We start from the raw sequence: 15,576 nt of genomic DNA on the forward strand, positions 1-15,576 counted from the left end.
GATGCCGCGGGACGCCGGGCAGCGCCACCCGGGAAAGAGGCGGTCGGCCGGCAGGGTGCAGCGGCAGCCGCCTGTCAGATGTCCCGGAAGATCTCGATCTGCGCCCCGATTCACTGCCGCCTCGGTGCGCTGCCGTCTGTTTCTCGACCGCAGGCTGCCCAGGTCCGTCAGCATGCCGCCGATACGATCATGGCCATGACGGCTTTGGAACCGACGATCCTCGCGACCTCCGGCGGACATCGAGTCGGAGGACGAACCAGGCTGATGTTTGATGCGCTGGTGCATCATGCAGTTGACCTCTCCGGCGTGCATGGTCGGCGCCCGCGCATCATGTACGTCGGCACCGCCATCGGGGATGCCGAGCACTTCACGACCCGCATGACCGAGGCTGCGCGGATAGCGGGATTCGACCTGACGCCTCTGCACCTGTTCCCCATGCCCAACCTCGAAGATGTCGAGGGCTCGATCCTCGACCACGATGTGGTCTGGGTCATGGGGGGCTCGGTGGTCAACCTGCTCGCGGTGTGGAGAGCACATGGCCTGGACCGCATCATGCACCGTGCCTGGCAGGCGGGTGTCGTCCTCAGTGGAGTCAGTGCGGGCTCCCTCTGCTGGTTCCAGGGAGGTGCGACCGACTCGTTCGGGCCGGAACTGCGCCCGGTCACGGACGCACTCGGTTTCCTGCCGTATGGCAACGGCGTGCACTACGACTCGGATGAGGGTCGACGCCCGTTGATTCACCAGCTCGTAGCGGACGGCACCATACCCACTGCTCACTGCACAGACGATGGAGTCGGCCTGGTGTACCGCGGAACGGAATTGGTGGAAGCGGTGACGGAAACTCCCGGTAAGGGCGCCTACATCGTCAAAAGCGACGGAGCCAAGGCGGTGGAGGAGCGCATCGAACCTCGCAGGCTGACCGCATCCTGGCGATGACCAAGTCTTTCACTTCGCGAGGCGAGACGTCGGGTCACCATGGTGATGAGTGCCCAGTCCACGAGGTCGCCGGCGCAGCCGCGGTCGGCCCAGATCTGGGTGATCTGCGGCGGGGTGAGGCTCAGGCGCCAGAACACCTCGCGTGCGGCATCGCGGTCCTGGATGTCGGCGGGCGTCACCGTGATCATCAACAGCAGGCCGAGCGTGTCCACGGTGATATGTCGCTTGCGGCCGTTGACTCTCTTCGCGGCGTCGTAGCCGCGGCTGTTCCTGCCGACAGTGAAGGCGCCCCTGACCGACTGGGAATCCACGATGAGCGTCACTGGGTGGGAGGCAGCGGCCCTTTCCGGTACGGATCCTGCGGCGACGGGCGACGGCGGGCATAGCGGGCTCGGCAGGGTGATCGGCGGCAGGGGCTCATTGGAAAGCTGGGCGAGGGTGGCGCGCCCACCGGTGAGTTGGGCAATGGCGAGCTGGGCCCATTCGTCGTCGGGGTAGCGGGCCAGGAGCGGGCCGAGCGTGCCCGTGATCACCCGCATGAGGCCGATACCCGCGCCCACCAGGACGAGGTACCCGCAGATCACAGCGAGACGGGCGTCCACTACGAGAGTGGAGAGCATCAGGGCCGTGACGGCGATGACGAGAACGAGCCGGACCCCTCCAGGCGTAGCCGGTGCCGACCCGGACCGGATCGCCGAGCGGCACAGTCCCACCGTCCAGGTCAACCTGTCCCCCACGCTGATGTCACGCCGGACCACGTCGCGGCCACCGGAGTAGCCCACTGACGTCGGACCGAAGCGGGGGCGTTCAACCGTTCGGTTGAACGGGGATTCCATCTTTCGCACGTCCGGTCGCCGCGAACGGACGACGCGGGAACCGCAGGTCACGTGCCCACAATGGCCCTGCCCAGGCGCCGGGGCGATGAGTCACCCCCATCAGAGAGGTCCCCTCAGACGTGTCCAGCTTCCTCAGTAGACGACGAGTTCTTGCCACCGGTGCCGGTGCCGCTCTCGGCCTCGGTGTCGCCGCTGTCCCGGCCGCCGCCTCTCCCCTCGTCTCCCCGCGCGCCGGCGGGCCCGAGGAGACCAGAACCCTTGACGAGCTGTACCGTGCCGCGCTGGCCGAAGGCGGCAAGCTCGTCCTGTACGCCGGCGGCGACACACCGACCCAGCAGGACGGCACCAAGGCGGCCTTCAAGGCCCGCTTCCCGGACATCGACCTGACACTGATCGTCGACTACAGCAAGTACCACGACGTCCGCGTCGACAACCAGTTCGCCACCGGAACCCTCGTCCCCGACCTCGTCCAGTTCCAGACCCTGCAGGACTTCGTGCGCTGGAACGAGCAGGGCCGTCTGCTCCGCTACAAGCCCGCCGGGTTCTCAAAGCTGTACGACGCCTTCAAGGATCCGCAGGGCGCCTGGGTCGCGACGTCGGCGCTGGCCTTCAGCTTCGTATACGGCGTCGCCGCGGTCGGTTCGAACGCGCCACGCACCCCGCTCGACCTGATCGACCCGAAGTGGAAGGGGAAGATAGCCTCCTCGTACCCGCACGACGACGACGCGGTCCTCTACCTCTACACGCTGTACGCGCAGAAGTACGGCTGGGACTGGGTGGCGAAGCTGGCCGCCCAGGACGTGCGTTTCGCCCGTGGCAGCAACTCACCCGGGGACGCGGTCTTCGCCGGGGAGAAGGCGATCGGCATCGGTACCGCGGGCTCGCTGACCTCACCGTCCTCGTCACCCGCCAGGTTCGTCGTCGCGGACGGCCACCCCTTCATGGCCTGGGGCCAGCGTGCCGCGATCCTGAAGCAGGCCAAGAACCCCACCGCCGCCAAGTTGTTCCTCAACTGGCAACTGTCCGCCGACCGGCAGCAAGGCGCCTTCAACGGCTGGTCGGTGCGCACCGACGTCACCCCCGCGGGCGGGCTGAAGCCCATCTGGAAGTACCCCGACGCCCACCTGGACGGTTTCCCCCGTTTCATGGCGGACCGTGCCCAAGTGGAGCGCTGGAAGCAGACGTTCGCCCTGTACTTCGGCGAGGTCAAGGGAGACCCAACCCCGGGATGGCTCGGGCTGCACCCGGGAGCATAGGGGCGGGCGGGGCCGCCGGCCGGTGTACCGGAGCGGCAACCGGAGGACCGGCGGCCTCGCTCTTCACCTCGCCCATACAGGTGGCGGATAGACTCGGACGCCCTGTCCGAGTGGATCATCGCCAGGGGGTTTGTCGTGACCGACCGCGACCCCGCCGCCCAGACTCCGTCGTGGGCCCACGCCATGCGGTTCGCCGCGGGACAGCTCCCGCACTTCGTGCTCTTCCTCGTCGTGGGCGCCGCGGTGGTCCGGCTCTCGCGGCTGGACAGCGCGCTGTGCTGGGACATCGTGATCATCAGTGTGCTGCTCGCCATGGGATACGCGGCGGGCCTGCTGTTGTGGACCCGACTCGGCACGCTCACCCGCCGGTTGTGGGTCGCGGCCCTCCTGGTGCTCTGGTCGGTCCTCGTGGTCCTCGCCCCGCCACCGTTGACCGGCGCATACGCCTGGTGTGCCGTACCGATGGCCTGTCTCGTCCTGCGTGCTCTGGAACAGCGTGCGGCAACGGTGGCGTTGGCCGGGATCACCGTCGTCCTGATCGGTCAACTCACCCGCACGGCGGGCGGCTTCGACCCGGAGATGGTCCTGATCCCCGTCGCCGCCGTCCTGGGCACGGTCGCGCTCTACCGGGCACTGCAACGCGATGCCACAGAACGCGGCCGTCTCCTGGCGGAACTGCAAGGGACACGTCACGTCCTGGCGGAGGAGCAGCGCAGGGCAGGCGTTCTGAAGGAGCGCGAGCGCATCGCCAGGGATCTGCACGACACCCTCGCGCAGGAACTCGCCGGACATCTGATGCTGCTGCACGCGGCCGAGCGGGACCTCGCGGAGCGGCCCGACGCCGCGCGGGCTCGTATGCGGGCGGCCGTCGAAGGCCTGGATGCCGGTCTCTCCGAGACCCGGCGCATCATCCACGACCTCACGCCGACCACCGTCGCCGAGTCCGGCCTCGAAGGATCACTTCGGCTGCTGTGCGAGCGCGCGCAGCAGGAAGGAACAGCCCAGCGGGTGCGGTTCCGCTCGGTGGGAACGCACCGCCCGGAGCTGGACACGCACGCCGCCACCACGCTGTTCCGGGTGGCACAGAGCATGCTGGCGAACGTACGGGAGCACGCACAGGCCATGAACCTGCTGGTCACCCTTCACCATCACCCGGACCGCGTCGAACTGGAGCTCTCGGACGACGGCATCGGCTTCGCCGGCTCCCGGGGACGCAGCACACTCCTGCCAGGCAGAGAGGACAGGGGGTTCGGGCTTCCCACCGCTCGGGCCAGACTCCGCGAACACGGGGGCGACCTCGACGTCGGAAGCCTGGCGGGCGCGGGCACTCGCGTCCGGGCCACACTGCCCGCGCGCCCGCGAACCAGCGCGCACCTCCCGGTGCCATCGGTGGTGACCCGATGACCACCGCTCCGCTGCGCCTCGTCATCGCCGACGACCACACGGTGGTCCGAGCCGGACTGCGCGCCCTGCTGGAAGGCGAACCGGGCCTCGAAGTGGTCGCGGAGGCCGGCACCGGCGAGGAAGCCGTTCAGCTGGTCCTGGACCTCGCGCCCGATGTCGTGTTGATGGATCTGCGGTTCGCGAGCGCCTCTCGGGGCATCGACGGGATCGACGCGGTACGGCAGTTGGCCGCAAAGGCACCAGGCCTGCCTGTGGTGATGCTGACCAGTTACTCCGGCCGCGTCGACGTCGTAAGGGCGCTGGAGGCGGGTGCCCGCGGGTACGTTCTCAAGGCGGGTCCCCCGGAAGAACTGTTCCGGGCCGTACGCAGCGCCGCGGCCGGAGGCATCGGCCTCGCACCCGAGATCGTCGGCGACCTGGTCGGTCAAGTAGGCGGCCGAAAGGCCGAGTTGACGGAACGGGAGACAGGCGTCGTCCGGTTGATGTCCGAGGGACACAGCAACCGCTCCATCGCCGAGTCCCTGTACTTGAGCGAAGCGACGGTCAAGACGCATCTGGTACGGATCTACCGGAAGCTCGGCGTCGACAACCGAGCCGGAGCCGTCTCCGAAGCCGCCCGCCGAGGCCTCCTCGACTTCGCACCGTAGCGCGGTCCCGCAGGGGCGGGCAGGCTCACCACGGGAGGTTTCCGGACCGGTCGATGAACTGTCCCGTCGGTCCGTCCGGGCCGATCGTGGCGAGGGCGACGATGGACTCCGCGCCGTCGGCGACGGTGTGTCCGAGGCCGCCCGTGAAGTCGGTCGCGGTCTGCCCGGGGTCCGCGGCGTTGACCTTCACGTCCTTCAGTTCCTTGGCGTACTGCGTCGTGAGCATCGTGACCGCGGCCTTCGAGGCGGAGTAGAGGGGCAGGGCGTACCGCGACTCGATCCGCGTCGGGTCCTGGGTCATGGCGAAGGAGCCCATCCCGCTGGACACGTTGACGATGACTGGGTTCGGCGACGTGCGCAGCAGCGGGAGGAAGGCGTGCGTGACGCGCACGATCCCGACGACGTTCACATCGAGCACGGCGCTCACGTCGGCCGCGGTGTACTCCTCGACGGGGCCGACCTTGCCGAGGACGCCGGCGTTGTTGACCAGGACGTCGATCGTTCCCTCATGCGCAGCGACATCCGCGGCCGCGGCCCGGACCGAGGCGTCGTCGGTCACGTCGATCTGAACGAACCGAGCGCCGAGCGCCTCCGCCGCGGCCCGACCGCGCTCACGGTGGCGGGCACCCAGGAGAACGGTGTGCCCCGCCGCGACGAGGCGACGAGCGGTTTCAAAACCGAGGGATTTGTTGGCCCCGGTGATGAAGGTGGTGGTCATGCTTGCTCCTCCGGACTCCGAACAGCACGCTCGTGCGCTGTTCACGCACTTCATGCTGGGTCTTCTGGAGGGGCGGCGGGAGCTACGGGACTTCCTGGTACGGCGCGTACCACCCGGCAGACCGGTCCACCGGACGAGGCGGAACCCGGGCCTTCATTTCTCTCGGGCCTTCATTTCTCGGGCCTTTATTTCTGCGGAGACATTCGGCTCTTCGCAGTTGAGGGTGTAGTCCGGTCGGCGCGTCGGTGGCCGGGTAGGGGTCGAGGTCTCCCGAGGATGGAGGTGACTATGATCTCGGGCTCGAAGTGCTCGGGCAGCGGTTGGAGCCCGATCGGGCGATTCTCCGGTGCCGGGTTGTCGAGCCCGTCAGATGGTGTCGTCGCTGCGTCTGCCAGGGCGCGGCCAGGGGCACGGTGGTCCGGCGGTTGGCGCACGAGCCGTTCGGGTGGCGGCCCACGGTGTTGGAGGTCAGCCTCCGCCGATACCGGTGTAACGCCGCCTCCGACGACCGGAACACGGACCGACGACGCGCCGCGAGCCGTCAGTCGCCGACGCCGCCGTCGATCATCTCGCGCAGGATGTCCGCGTGGCCCGCGTGCCGGCCGGTCTCCAGGATCACGTGCAGGTACACCCACCGCAACGTCAGCTCCCTGCCCGGCGGTGCGTAGTCGAGGCTGTGCTGGGCGGCGATCTCGCGGGAGCGGTCGCACTCCGCCTGGTAGGCGCCAATGACGTCGTCGAGCTTCTCGTTCGGCTCCAGTCGCAGGTCGGCCTCCGGGTCTGCGTCGGTCCACGGCGGCGTGGGCAGCTCCGCGGCGGGGATCTGCCCGATCTGCTCGGCGAACCCGCCCAGTTCCACCCACCGCAGGTGTTTGATCAGGCCGCCGAGGTTGGTGCCGGTCGGCACCGGGCTGCGCCGGGCGTCCTCCTCCGACACCCCGCGGGCCTTGCGCACGACGGCGTCGCGCAGGTAATCCAGGAACGTCTCGAGCTGCTCGCGCTCGCTGGCGGCGACTACGCTGCCGAGGATTTCACTGGGTCTAGTCATGGCCCGAACGTAGCACTCGGGCCGACCCTCGCACCGGGGGCTAGTTGTGGCCTGAAGCCGCCGGTCTCGAGCAGGCTGCGGGCGATGTAGTTGGTCAGGTTCCTGAACCCGAGTGCGGAGCCGCGCAGATGCTCGAGCCGACCGTTGATGGCTTCAGTCGGGCCGTTGCTGGTGCCGGGCCGGTCGAAGTAGGAGAGCACGTCGGCGGCGCGCTTCTTCAGCGTTCTGACGAGCTTCGCGACCTCGACCAGCGCCTTCGGGACACCGGTGCCGAGGTCGTTGATCAGCTTGGCCATCGCCTCACGTCCTCGGCTGCGGTCCTCCTCGCGGTAAGCCGCGATCATGCGCTGGTAGACGCCCCAGGTCGCTTCGACCTCAACATGGCCCTCGTCGGCGAACAGCTGGTTGAGTCGGTCGATCTGTCGGTCGGTGAGCAGCCCGGCACCGGTGTGCAGGGTCCGCCGCGACTTGTAGAGCGGGTCGTCCTTGAAGCCGCGGTGGCCGTGGATCGCGAGTTGCACACGGCGGCGGCACTGGTCGAGGGCATCGCCGGCCAGACGGACGACGTGGAAGGGGTCCATCACCGCGACCGCGTCGGGGACCTCTTCTGCAGCGGCGGTCTTGAAGCCGGTGAAGCCATCCATCGCGACCACCTCGACCGCGTCGCGCCACGCGGAGGGGCGTTCGGCGAGCCAGGTCTTGAACGCGGACTTGGAGCGGCCCTCGACCATGTCGAGCAGCCGTGCTGGGCCGGTGCCGTCACGGACCGGGGTGAGGTCGATGAGCACGGTGACGTACTTGTCGCCACGCCTGGTGTGGCGCCACACGTGCTCGTCGACACCGATGACGGCGACTCCGTCGAACCTGTTCTCATCATCAATCAGGACCCGCTTGCCTTCGGCCAGGACGGCGTCGTTGACGGTGTTCCACGCGACCCCGAGGCCCTCCGCGACCCGAGCGACGGTGAGGTGTTGGACCACGATGCCTTCCAGCGCCCACCGCAGGCCGGTGCGGGTCAGCTTCGCCCGGGGCTCGGCCGCGCGGCTGGTGTTTTGGCGCCACACGTGTCCGCAGCCGATGCACTTGTAGCGGCGGATCGAGACCAACAGCGTGGTCGGTCGCCAGCCCAGCGGCACGTGGGCCAATCGTCTGGCCACGGTGTCGCGCGGCGTGCCTTGGCAGCCGCAGCGTCGGCACCAACCCTCGCTGCCGTCGTCGGCGTCAAGAACACGGCAGGCGACAACAGCGCGGTCGGGCTCGAGGTGCTGGCCGACGACTTCAAGTCCGAGGTCATCGAGCCGGCAGAACTTGGTCAGGTCGGGGCGCGCGAAGGTAGCGTCAGGCAAGTCGAGGTCTTCTGGATGGTGGCGTAGGAACCTCCATCTTCAGGGGACCTCGACGTCTACCCAGCCAGCGCCCCGCCGGCGGCCGTCACACCCTCAACTGTGAAGAGCCAGACACTCTCTGGACACCGATGGCCGCAAGGAGTTCGAGTTTGCTGCGGGCGTCGGTGCCTGGCTGCGGCGTGTACACCACGAGGCGGAGGTTCGTGTCCTGGGTGGTGAGGATGTCGGAGTTCATGGCGATGTCTCCGACATCCGGGTGCTGGACGAGTTTGTGCGCACTCTGGTGGCCGCCCACCGCTCGGCGGCTCCACAACTCGCCGAACCGCGGGCTGAGGCTCAGCCTCGACACCAGCGCCGCGAGGTCGGGATCGTCGGGGTACCGGCTCGTCGTCGCGCGCAGGTCGGCGACGAGGGACTCCTCGAACGCCGCCCGCTCGGCCGCCGTCTGCCGGACCCGAGGCAGCTCACCAAGGAACTGCCAGACCAGGACGTTGCGGTCTCCCACACCGCGGACCGTGGGATCGCCGAACGTGGCCGCGAACAGCGGATTCCAGTGCAGCAACTGCCAGGTGGCGTCGTAGACCGCCAGCGGGTTGCCGGCGAGCTGGTCCACGATCCGGTACAGACTCCCCGGGATCATCCGCGGAACCCGGCTCGGATCCGCCGCATGCCCGGCCATGCGCAGAAGGTGAGCGTGCTCGTCGTCGGACAGGTGCAGGGCGCGGGCCAGGGCCGAGCAGACCTGCGCCGAGGGCGTCGCCACCCGTCCCTGCTCCAGCCGGACCACGTACTCGACCGAGATGCCGGCCAGCGTCGCCAGCTCCGCGCGTCGCAGACCGGGGACTCGACGAGGTGAGCCGTGTGCGAAGCCGACCGTCGCGGGATCCAGCCGGTCCCGCCACGCCCGCAGCGCGGCACCGAGTTGATCCATGCACACCATCGTCCCGCACACCCCGCCCCACTGGGTGGTACGCGCTGTACCACGAAGCCCCGAAGCCGGCGGGCCGACCGACAGGACAAACCCGCCTACGTCTTCTGCGGCACCGTCGCCCTTGCCTCGGGCCCTGGTTCAGGCGCGGGTGTAGCCGCCGTCGGCGAAGAGTTCGGCACCGGTGACGAACGACGAGGCGTCCGAAGCCAGGAAGAGGGCGGCCTCGGCGATTTCCTCGGCGTCGGCCAGCCGCCCCAGCGGCACGACGGCCTCGGCGAACCGGTCGGCGTCCGGCCCCGCGGCGCCCAGCAGGCCAGGGGTCCGCGTGGGTCCCGGGCTCAGCACATTGACCCGGAACCGGCGCTCCCGCGACTGCCGGGCCCAGTTGTGCACGAGGTTGCTCAGCGCCGCCTTCGAGGCGCTGTAGATCTCCAATTGCTCATTGGGTCGCACGCTGTTGCTAGAGCCGACGACCAGGATGGCGGCGTTCTCCGCCAGCAGCGGAAGCGCCTTCTGAACGGTGAACAGGGGGCCCTTGACGTTGACGGCGAGCGTCAGGTCGACGTTCGCCTCGGTGTGGGCGCCGAGCGCGGCGTCCGCGACGATTCCCGCGTTGGCCACCAGCACGTCGATGTGCCCGGCCTCTTCGCGGACTTGCGCGTAGAGCGCGTCCAGGTCGGCCAGGACCGAGACGTCGGATCGTACGCCGGTTGCCCCCGGGCCTATCTCCTTGACCGCCGCTTCGAGGCGGTCGACGTCCCGGCCGGTCACGAAGACCCGGGCACCCTCCCGGACGAAGCGGTGGGCGATGGCCAGCCCGATCCCGCTGGTCCCTCCCGTGATCACGGCCACCTTCTCCTGCAGCACACCTGGCATGTCGAACCCCTTCAGTTATGGAATCGATCGTCCACAACGTAGGCAGTAATGGACGATCGAGTCAAGAATGAATTAGGGTGAGGGCATGCCGAGACCACGCGCATTCGACGAACGCCAAGTCCTGGAGCGGGCCAGGGAACAGTTCTGGGCGACGGGCTACGCAGGAACCCGGATGGACGACATCGCCCAGGCGACCGGCCTGGGCAAGGGCAGCCTGTACGGCGCATTCGGCGACAAGGCCAAGCTCTTCCACCGCGTGTTCGGCGACTGGTGCACCGCAGTCGTCGAGGTGGCCGAAGGGCGGCTCACAGGCGGCCCGGACGCAGAGGCCTTGGCCCGGCTGTCGGCATACGTGCACCTCATGGCGGAGAACACCGCTTCCGACACCGAGCGCCGCGGGTGCCTGTTGGCCAAGGGCGCGGCGGAGCTGGCCCAGCACGACCCGAGCGTCGCCGGACGGTCGGCCGAGACCATGACGGCACTGCTGACCCTGCTGCGGACGGAGATCAGCGCCGCCCAGCGCCACGGCGACATCGACAGCGCCGCGGATCCGGAGCAATTGGCGGCACTGCTGCTGACGGTGGTCCGCGGTATCGAGGCGGTGGGCAAGGCCGGCCTGGACCCGGAGACAGTGCGGAACATCGCGGACACCGCAATGGCGGTACTGCCTGTACCCGAGGGGCGGAAGCGCCTCACGACCGGGCGCAGTCCGGTCCGCGAGAACTGACTTGGCGCCATCACGACCACCTCATCATCCGCCGGACAGCGCCTAGTTGGGCTTGGCGATCTGCCCGGCAGCCTCCTCCAGGTCAGCGACGGTCCCCGACATGATCGTCCGTACATGCCTGGTGATGTGCTGCACGGGCCAGTCCCACCACGCCACGGCGAGGAGCCGGGCGATGTCAGCAGCGTCGTAGCGGGTGCGGATGAGCCGGGCGGGGTTGCCGCCGACGATGCCGTAGTCAGGGACATCGCTGGTGACCACGGCGCCGGCGGCGACGATCGCGCCGTGACCGATGCGTACACCGGGCATGACCGTGACGCCGTGGCCGAACCACACGTCGTTGCCGACGACCGTGTCGCCCCGGCCGGGCAGGTCGGTGATCAGGTCGAAGTGCTCCGCCCAGGAACCCCCCATGGTGGGGAACGGGAAGGTGGAGGGACCGTCCATGCGGTGGTTGGCGCCGTTCATGATGAACCGGATGCCTGTCCCCAGCGCGCAGTACTTGCCGATGACGAGCCGCTCGGGACCGTAGTGGTAGAGGACGTTGCGTGCCTCGAACGCGGTCGGGTCGTCCGGATCGTCGTAGTAGGAGAAGGCGCCGACCTCGATCAACGGCGACTGCACCAACGGCTTCAGCAGAACCACGCGCGGGTGTTCGGGCATCGGGTGGAGCACGGTGGGGTCGGCGGGAACAGGCGGCATCGCGGTTCCTCTCCAGTGGACCTAGAGCGACAACTGTCGCGTTAAGATGCTGGCACAGTCCTGCCACCCTGATCAACCGGATAGTGATTGCCGATGACAGACCCGCTCGACACGACATCGGACCGCCGTCCGGGCGGCCGCACCGCCCGCATCCGCGCCCAGGTCCTCGATGCGGTACGCGCCGAACTCGCCGAAGTCGGCCACCAAGGACTCACGATGGAGGGTGTCGCGACGCGGGCCGGAGTGCACCGCGCCACGGTCTACCGGCGTTGGCACGATGTCGGCGGTCTGCTCGTCGACGTCATCGACGCCGCCGGCGAGATGGACTGGCAGCCACCGGACACCGGCTCGCTGCGCGGCGATCTGACGGCTCTCAACCAGGAGATCCAGGAGTCTCTGGTCGTACGGCCGTCGTTCGCCGTCGCCCTGATGGCAGCCTCGTTCCACTTCGAACAGGCCGCGCGGGCCCAGACGCGGCTGTGGGCGGACCGATACGCCCAGTGCGAGATCCTCGTCGAGCGCGCCGTCGAACGCGGTGAACTCCCCGCACAGCACACGGACGCGTGGAGCCTGCTGATCGCCGCCACGGCGCCCGTCTATCACCAACTGGTCCTCCTGCGTGCAGATCCGGACGCGACCCTCCCAGAACGGGCCGCGGAGGCAGCAGTGATGGCAGCTGTTGCGGGCGCGTTCGACGCCAGGCGGGAAGAGAGCGGGTGATCGAGGAGACGGGTCGCCCCATCGGCTCTGCAGGTACTCCCGGCACGGCGAGGGAGCATCCCGCTGACACGGCCTCAACTCGCGTGGCAGAGTGCGGTGATCGGTTACGGCAGACGGAGGGGCTTGCGTGGAAGCACGGCTGTGGGACGCACTGGTCGAGGTCGCGAAGGGCGCGTACACCGCCGGGCTCGGCGAGGGCGCTGTCCCGCGCCCGCTCATCATGCCGCTGGTGCGGGGTGAGTTGGTCGGGATGATCTGGGCCCGCCCGACGAAGGCCGGCCAGGACGCACTCACCGGGATCGCGGAGCTCTCGAACATCGCCGCGGCCGCGGGCGCGGACGAGGTGGTCCTGGCCTGGGAGACCCACGACGTCGCCACCGCCTGCGAGCTGCCCGTCGTCGGTCCTGCGCCGTGCCTGAACATGGTGCTCGCCACGCTTGACGGGCACGTCCTGCACCAATTCCCCTACAGCGAGCGGCTCCTGTCCCACAGCCCCGAAGGCCGGGCATCGATCGCCCCGGACTGGCAGCCGGCCCCCGCGTCACAGCCCGGCGGCGAACTGGTGCCGCCGATCCAGGCCGCGGTGAACTTCTCCTTCACCCCGCTCGAGCTGGACCACCCCTCCCCGTTCGGTGTCACCGTCGTACTGATGGAAGAGGACGGCTATCGGGTGCGCCTGACCGAAACGTTCGCCCTCTGAGCCGAGGCTGCGAGCGACGCGCCAATCGACGTATCTCCGTGGCCAGTTCGCCTCCGAGTCACCCGGGTCGAGGTCCTCGCCGGGGTCGGGCCTCTGGTGGTCGTCCCTCTCCCCTTCTCATCATCTCGTCACACGTGGCGCAGGACACGTTCACGACAGGATTGTGCCGGCGAGGGTTCAGGGAAGTCATAGGGGCGCCCATGATTGCCGTGAAAGGACGACCAGTGACGTCCACCGCGCCTCCCCCCATACCCCGCGCCGCAGGATCGTTTCCATTCATCGGCCACGCTCTGAAGATGCGCGACAACCTCGGCTTCATCGACTCGCTGCGCGACACACGGGAACCACTCGTCGAGATCACCCTGCAACCCGGGACGCGCACCATCGTGGTCCAGGACCCGGCCCTGATCCACCAGATGCTCAAGGCCCTGGGTCCCTCCCTCGACAAGGGCCGGCTCTACGACAAGCTGGGCCAGTTGCTGGGCGACAGTGTCGTCACGGCCGTCGGCCGGAACCACGTACGCAAACGCCGCCAGCTGCAACCGGCGTTCGCCCACACCGAGATCAGTCGCTACGTCGACCTCATGCGCGCCGAGGTGACAGCCACCGTGGCCGGCTGGGAACCCGGACGAACCCTCGACGTGCGCGAGGCGATGGTCGGGCTCAGCCTCGACATGCTGGCCAAGACGGTGTTCGCCGGCAGCCTCGACGACGCCGTCTTCCACCGGCTGCGCAGCGACCTGTCGGTGGTGTTGAACGACGTCGGTGTACGCATCATGGTGCCCGACTGGGCCCAGCGCCTGCCGCTGCCCTTCAACCGCCGCTTCGACCGGGCCACGGCCGGCGTACGGGCCACCATCACCGCCGCCGTCGACGAACTGCAGGCCTCCGGGCACGACACCGGGGACATGCTCTCCATGCTGCTGCGCGCCGTCGACGAGGAGACCGGCGAGCCGCTGACCGGGCATCAGATCTGCTCCGAGATCCTCACCCTGGCCGTGGCGGGCACCGAGACCACCGCGTCGGTGCTGTCCTGGACCCTGTACGAACTCGCCCGCAACCCCGACGTCGAGGCCCGGATCCTGGCCGAGTTGGACGAAGTCGTCGGCGAACGGCCGGTCGCCTTCGACGACGTGACCCGGCTGCCGTACCTGAACCGGGTGATCACCGAGACCCTGCGGCTGCACCATCCCGGCTGGCTGGTCACCCGCCGCACCACCGAGGAGACCAAGCTCGGCGAGTGGACGCTGCCCGCCGGCACCGAACTGGCCTACTGCCAGCACGCCCTGCACCGCGACCCCGAGCGCTTCCCCGACCCGCACACCTACGCCCCGGACCGGTGGATCGACCCCGCGCAGAAGCAGCCTCCGCCGGGCGGGTTCCTGCCCTTCGGGGAGGGCAAGCACAAGTGCATGGGCGACCGTCTCGCCCTCACCGAGATGGTCACGGCGCTCGCGACGATGCTGCGTTCGGTACGGCTGGAACTCTCCGAGGGCCAGGTCATCCGCCAGGTCGCCCGGCTCACCGTAAGGCCGCGGAGCCTGCAGATGACCGTCCGCCCCCGCGCCCCTCGCCGAGCCGGGGTCGGCCTCTAGCGTCGCTGTTTCGGGCCCCGCCGCTGCTGGGCCCGAAACGTCTGCGGGTGCTGCGGGTCGTCAGGGCCTGATCGCGAACACCATGCCGATGTCGCCTGCCCGCTGCACCGAGTCCTGCTCGGCGCTGACGGTGAAGCCGTGCGTGCGGAGGACCTCGCAGACCGTGTCGCTGTTCTGCTGCCAGCCCTCCACCTCGACGACGGCCTGGCGGACCAGCGGCCAATGCCGTTCCTCGATGCCTTTGAGCACCTCGAGTTCGGCGCCTTCCACATCGACCTTGAGCAGGTCGATGCGATCGATGCCCTGCTCGTCGACCACCGACGACAGAGGCCTGACCTTCACCCGGTGCGTCTCCAGCCGCCGCAACACCCGCAGTTTGCGGCCGATGAGAAAAGTGAGGACGGAGACGGGTACGCGGCGCAGGACGGGTCCCAGGCCGCCCTGACGGATCATCTCGACCACGCTGGCGGTGACCCGGCGCCGCTCGTCCTCGATGTTCCCCTGGTCCCGCGAGGAGGACGAGAAGATCGTGGCGGCCGGAACGTAGCTGAAATCGAGCTCCTCCTCGCGGGACGCCAGGCCGTAAGGGAGCGCGGTCAGACGTCCGTTGAAGAACTCGCGGGCATTGCGTTCGAGTGTCGCGTGGAGCGGCGGCATCGGCTCGAAGGCGTAGATCCGCACGTCCCCGTCCAGCCGTTCATAGACGGCGGCCGAGAACACACCGATGTTGGCGCCCACGTCGAGTACCGTCGCGCCCGGCGTGCACTCGATGCCGTGGGTGAAGTAGCCGTCCACCTCCTCGCGGAGGAAGGAGGCCTCCCAGCGATTTATGCTGTGCAGTTCCATCGCGCTCATGGTCATGACAACGTGATGTATCAGGGTTGGAGCCAACTATCCAGCCCGCACCCTTCGCTTCGGCCGCGTCCCAGACCCACAGGGCCCGTATGCCAGCCGACCAGTGCGGCGGGATGGTCCGCGGGGATCTCCTCGTCGGCCGGCGGGCGCGCGCCGGTGACCACGGAATAGCTCTCGATGATGATGTCGTCGGCGACCGTGAGCCGGTCGATGTCGAACTGGAAGTACAGCTGCCCCAGACACAACACCCGCCGCCCCCGAAAGCAGCCACTTCCCCGCCCC

General features: G+C 68.9%; 16 protein-coding genes and 2 pseudogenes. 9 read left to right on the forward strand and 9 right to left on the reverse strand.

Features of this window, described 5'->3' with window-relative positions; all coding sequences use genetic code 11:
* The first annotated feature begins 195 nt into the window (after positions 1-195).
* Positions 196-936 (forward strand): Type 1 glutamine amidotransferase-like domain-containing protein, encoded by a 741-nt coding sequence (locus tag ACWDR3_RS43485; RefSeq protein WP_450358245.1) that lies wholly within the window; start codon positions 196-198, stop codon positions 934-936.
* Between the two features lie 50 nt (positions 937-986).
* On the opposite strand, the pseudogene ACWDR3_RS43490 reads toward ACWDR3_RS43485, so the two are convergent.
* Positions 987-1,259, reverse strand: a pseudogene (locus ACWDR3_RS43490) (transposase); the annotation flags it as partial.
* Positions 1,260-1,891: 632 nt separating this feature from the next.
* Between ACWDR3_RS43490 and ACWDR3_RS43495 the strand changes: the two are divergent.
* The 3 genes from ACWDR3_RS43495 (at position 1,892) to ACWDR3_RS43505 (ending at position 5,079) form a co-directional block, all read left to right on the forward strand.
* On the forward strand, positions 1,892-3,028 hold the full coding sequence (locus ACWDR3_RS43495) for an ABC transporter substrate-binding protein (RefSeq protein WP_450358216.1): 1,137 nt from the start codon (positions 1,892-1,894) through the stop codon (positions 3,026-3,028).
* A gap of 135 nt (positions 3,029-3,163) precedes the next feature.
* The gene (locus tag ACWDR3_RS43500; protein ID WP_450358218.1) at positions 3,164-4,432 is read left to right on the forward strand and encodes a sensor histidine kinase; all 1,269 of its coding nucleotides are present in this window, start codon (positions 3,164-3,166) and stop codon (positions 4,430-4,432) included.
* Positions 4,429-5,079 (forward strand): response regulator, encoded by a 651-nt coding sequence (locus ACWDR3_RS43505; RefSeq protein ID WP_450358220.1) that lies wholly within the window; start codon positions 4,429-4,431, stop codon positions 5,077-5,079. Before ACWDR3_RS43500 ends, ACWDR3_RS43505 begins: the two co-directional genes overlap by 4 nt.
* A gap of 25 nt (positions 5,080-5,104) precedes the next feature.
* Here the strand turns inward: ACWDR3_RS43505 and ACWDR3_RS43510 are convergent, their stop codons facing one another.
* Positions 5,105-5,797 (reverse strand): SDR family NAD(P)-dependent oxidoreductase, encoded by a 693-nt coding sequence (locus tag ACWDR3_RS43510; RefSeq protein WP_450358222.1) that lies wholly within the window; start codon positions 5,795-5,797, stop codon positions 5,105-5,107.
* A gap of 290 nt (positions 5,798-6,087) precedes the next feature.
* Between ACWDR3_RS43510 and ACWDR3_RS43515 the strand changes: the two are divergent.
* A pseudogene (locus ACWDR3_RS43515) lies at positions 6,088-6,292 on the forward strand (ISL3 family transposase); the annotation flags it as partial.
* A 46-nt stretch (positions 6,293-6,338) separates the two neighbouring features.
* Here ACWDR3_RS43515 and ACWDR3_RS43520 read toward each other — a convergent pair.
* The 4 genes from ACWDR3_RS43520 to ACWDR3_RS43535 all read right to left on the reverse strand — a co-directional run bounded on the left by ACWDR3_RS43520 (position 6,339) and on the right by ACWDR3_RS43535 (position 9,998).
* Positions 6,339-6,845, reverse strand: coding sequence for a DinB family protein (locus tag ACWDR3_RS43520; protein ID WP_450358224.1), 507 nt, complete (start codon positions 6,843-6,845; stop codon positions 6,339-6,341).
* A complete protein-coding gene (locus ACWDR3_RS43525; RefSeq protein WP_450358226.1) occupies positions 6,842-8,191 on the reverse strand; it encodes an ISL3 family transposase in 1,350 nt (449 codons plus the stop codon). The genes ACWDR3_RS43520 and ACWDR3_RS43525 overlap by 4 nt, the downstream gene beginning before the upstream one ends.
* Positions 8,192-8,276: 85 nt before the next feature.
* A complete protein-coding gene (locus tag ACWDR3_RS43530) occupies positions 8,277-9,122 on the reverse strand; it encodes a helix-turn-helix domain-containing protein (RefSeq protein WP_450358227.1) in 846 nt (281 codons plus the stop codon).
* Between the two features lie 138 nt (positions 9,123-9,260).
* On the reverse strand, positions 9,261-9,998 hold the full coding sequence (locus ACWDR3_RS43535; protein WP_450358229.1) for an SDR family NAD(P)-dependent oxidoreductase: 738 nt from the start codon (positions 9,996-9,998) through the stop codon (positions 9,261-9,263).
* Positions 9,999-10,083: 85 nt separating this feature from the next.
* On the opposite strand from ACWDR3_RS43535, the gene ACWDR3_RS43540 reads away from it, so the two are divergent.
* On the forward strand, positions 10,084-10,725 hold the full coding sequence (locus ACWDR3_RS43540; RefSeq protein ID WP_450358231.1) for a TetR/AcrR family transcriptional regulator: 642 nt from the start codon (positions 10,084-10,086) through the stop codon (positions 10,723-10,725).
* Between the two features lie 42 nt (positions 10,726-10,767).
* Here the strand turns inward: ACWDR3_RS43540 and ACWDR3_RS43545 are convergent, their stop codons facing one another.
* Positions 10,768-11,424, reverse strand: coding sequence for a CatB-related O-acetyltransferase (locus ACWDR3_RS43545; RefSeq protein WP_450358233.1), 657 nt, complete (start codon positions 11,422-11,424; stop codon positions 10,768-10,770).
* A gap of 93 nt (positions 11,425-11,517) precedes the next feature.
* On the opposite strand from ACWDR3_RS43545, the gene ACWDR3_RS43550 reads away from it, so the two are divergent.
* From ACWDR3_RS43550 to ACWDR3_RS43560, 3 genes are all read left to right on the forward strand, one after another.
* Positions 11,518-12,144, forward strand: a complete 627-nt coding sequence (locus ACWDR3_RS43550) for a TetR/AcrR family transcriptional regulator (RefSeq protein ID WP_450358235.1) — start codon at positions 11,518-11,520, stop codon at positions 12,142-12,144.
* A gap of 127 nt (positions 12,145-12,271) precedes the next feature.
* Positions 12,272-12,844 carry a hypothetical protein gene (locus ACWDR3_RS43555; protein ID WP_450358237.1) on the forward strand — a complete coding sequence of 191 codons (573 nt, stop codon included), beginning with the start codon at positions 12,272-12,274 and terminating at the stop codon, positions 12,842-12,844.
* Positions 12,845-13,044: 200 nt separating this feature from the next.
* Positions 13,045-14,439 carry a cytochrome P450 gene (locus tag ACWDR3_RS43560; protein ID WP_450358239.1) on the forward strand — a complete coding sequence of 465 codons (1,395 nt, stop codon included), beginning with the start codon at positions 13,045-13,047 and terminating at the stop codon, positions 14,437-14,439.
* 60 nt (positions 14,440-14,499) lie between these two features.
* On the opposite strand, the gene ACWDR3_RS43565 is transcribed toward ACWDR3_RS43560, so the two are convergent.
* Both ACWDR3_RS43565 and ACWDR3_RS43570 read right to left on the reverse strand, forming a co-directional pair.
* Positions 14,500-15,285, reverse strand: a complete 786-nt coding sequence (locus ACWDR3_RS43565; protein ID WP_450358241.1) for an FkbM family methyltransferase — start codon at positions 15,283-15,285, stop codon at positions 14,500-14,502.
* 29 nt (positions 15,286-15,314) lie between these two features.
* Positions 15,315-15,576: hypothetical protein (locus ACWDR3_RS43570; RefSeq protein WP_450358243.1), on the reverse strand; the 262-nt coding region annotated here is incomplete at its 5' end.

Source organism: Streptomyces sp. NPDC001002 (genome assembly GCF_053599215.1).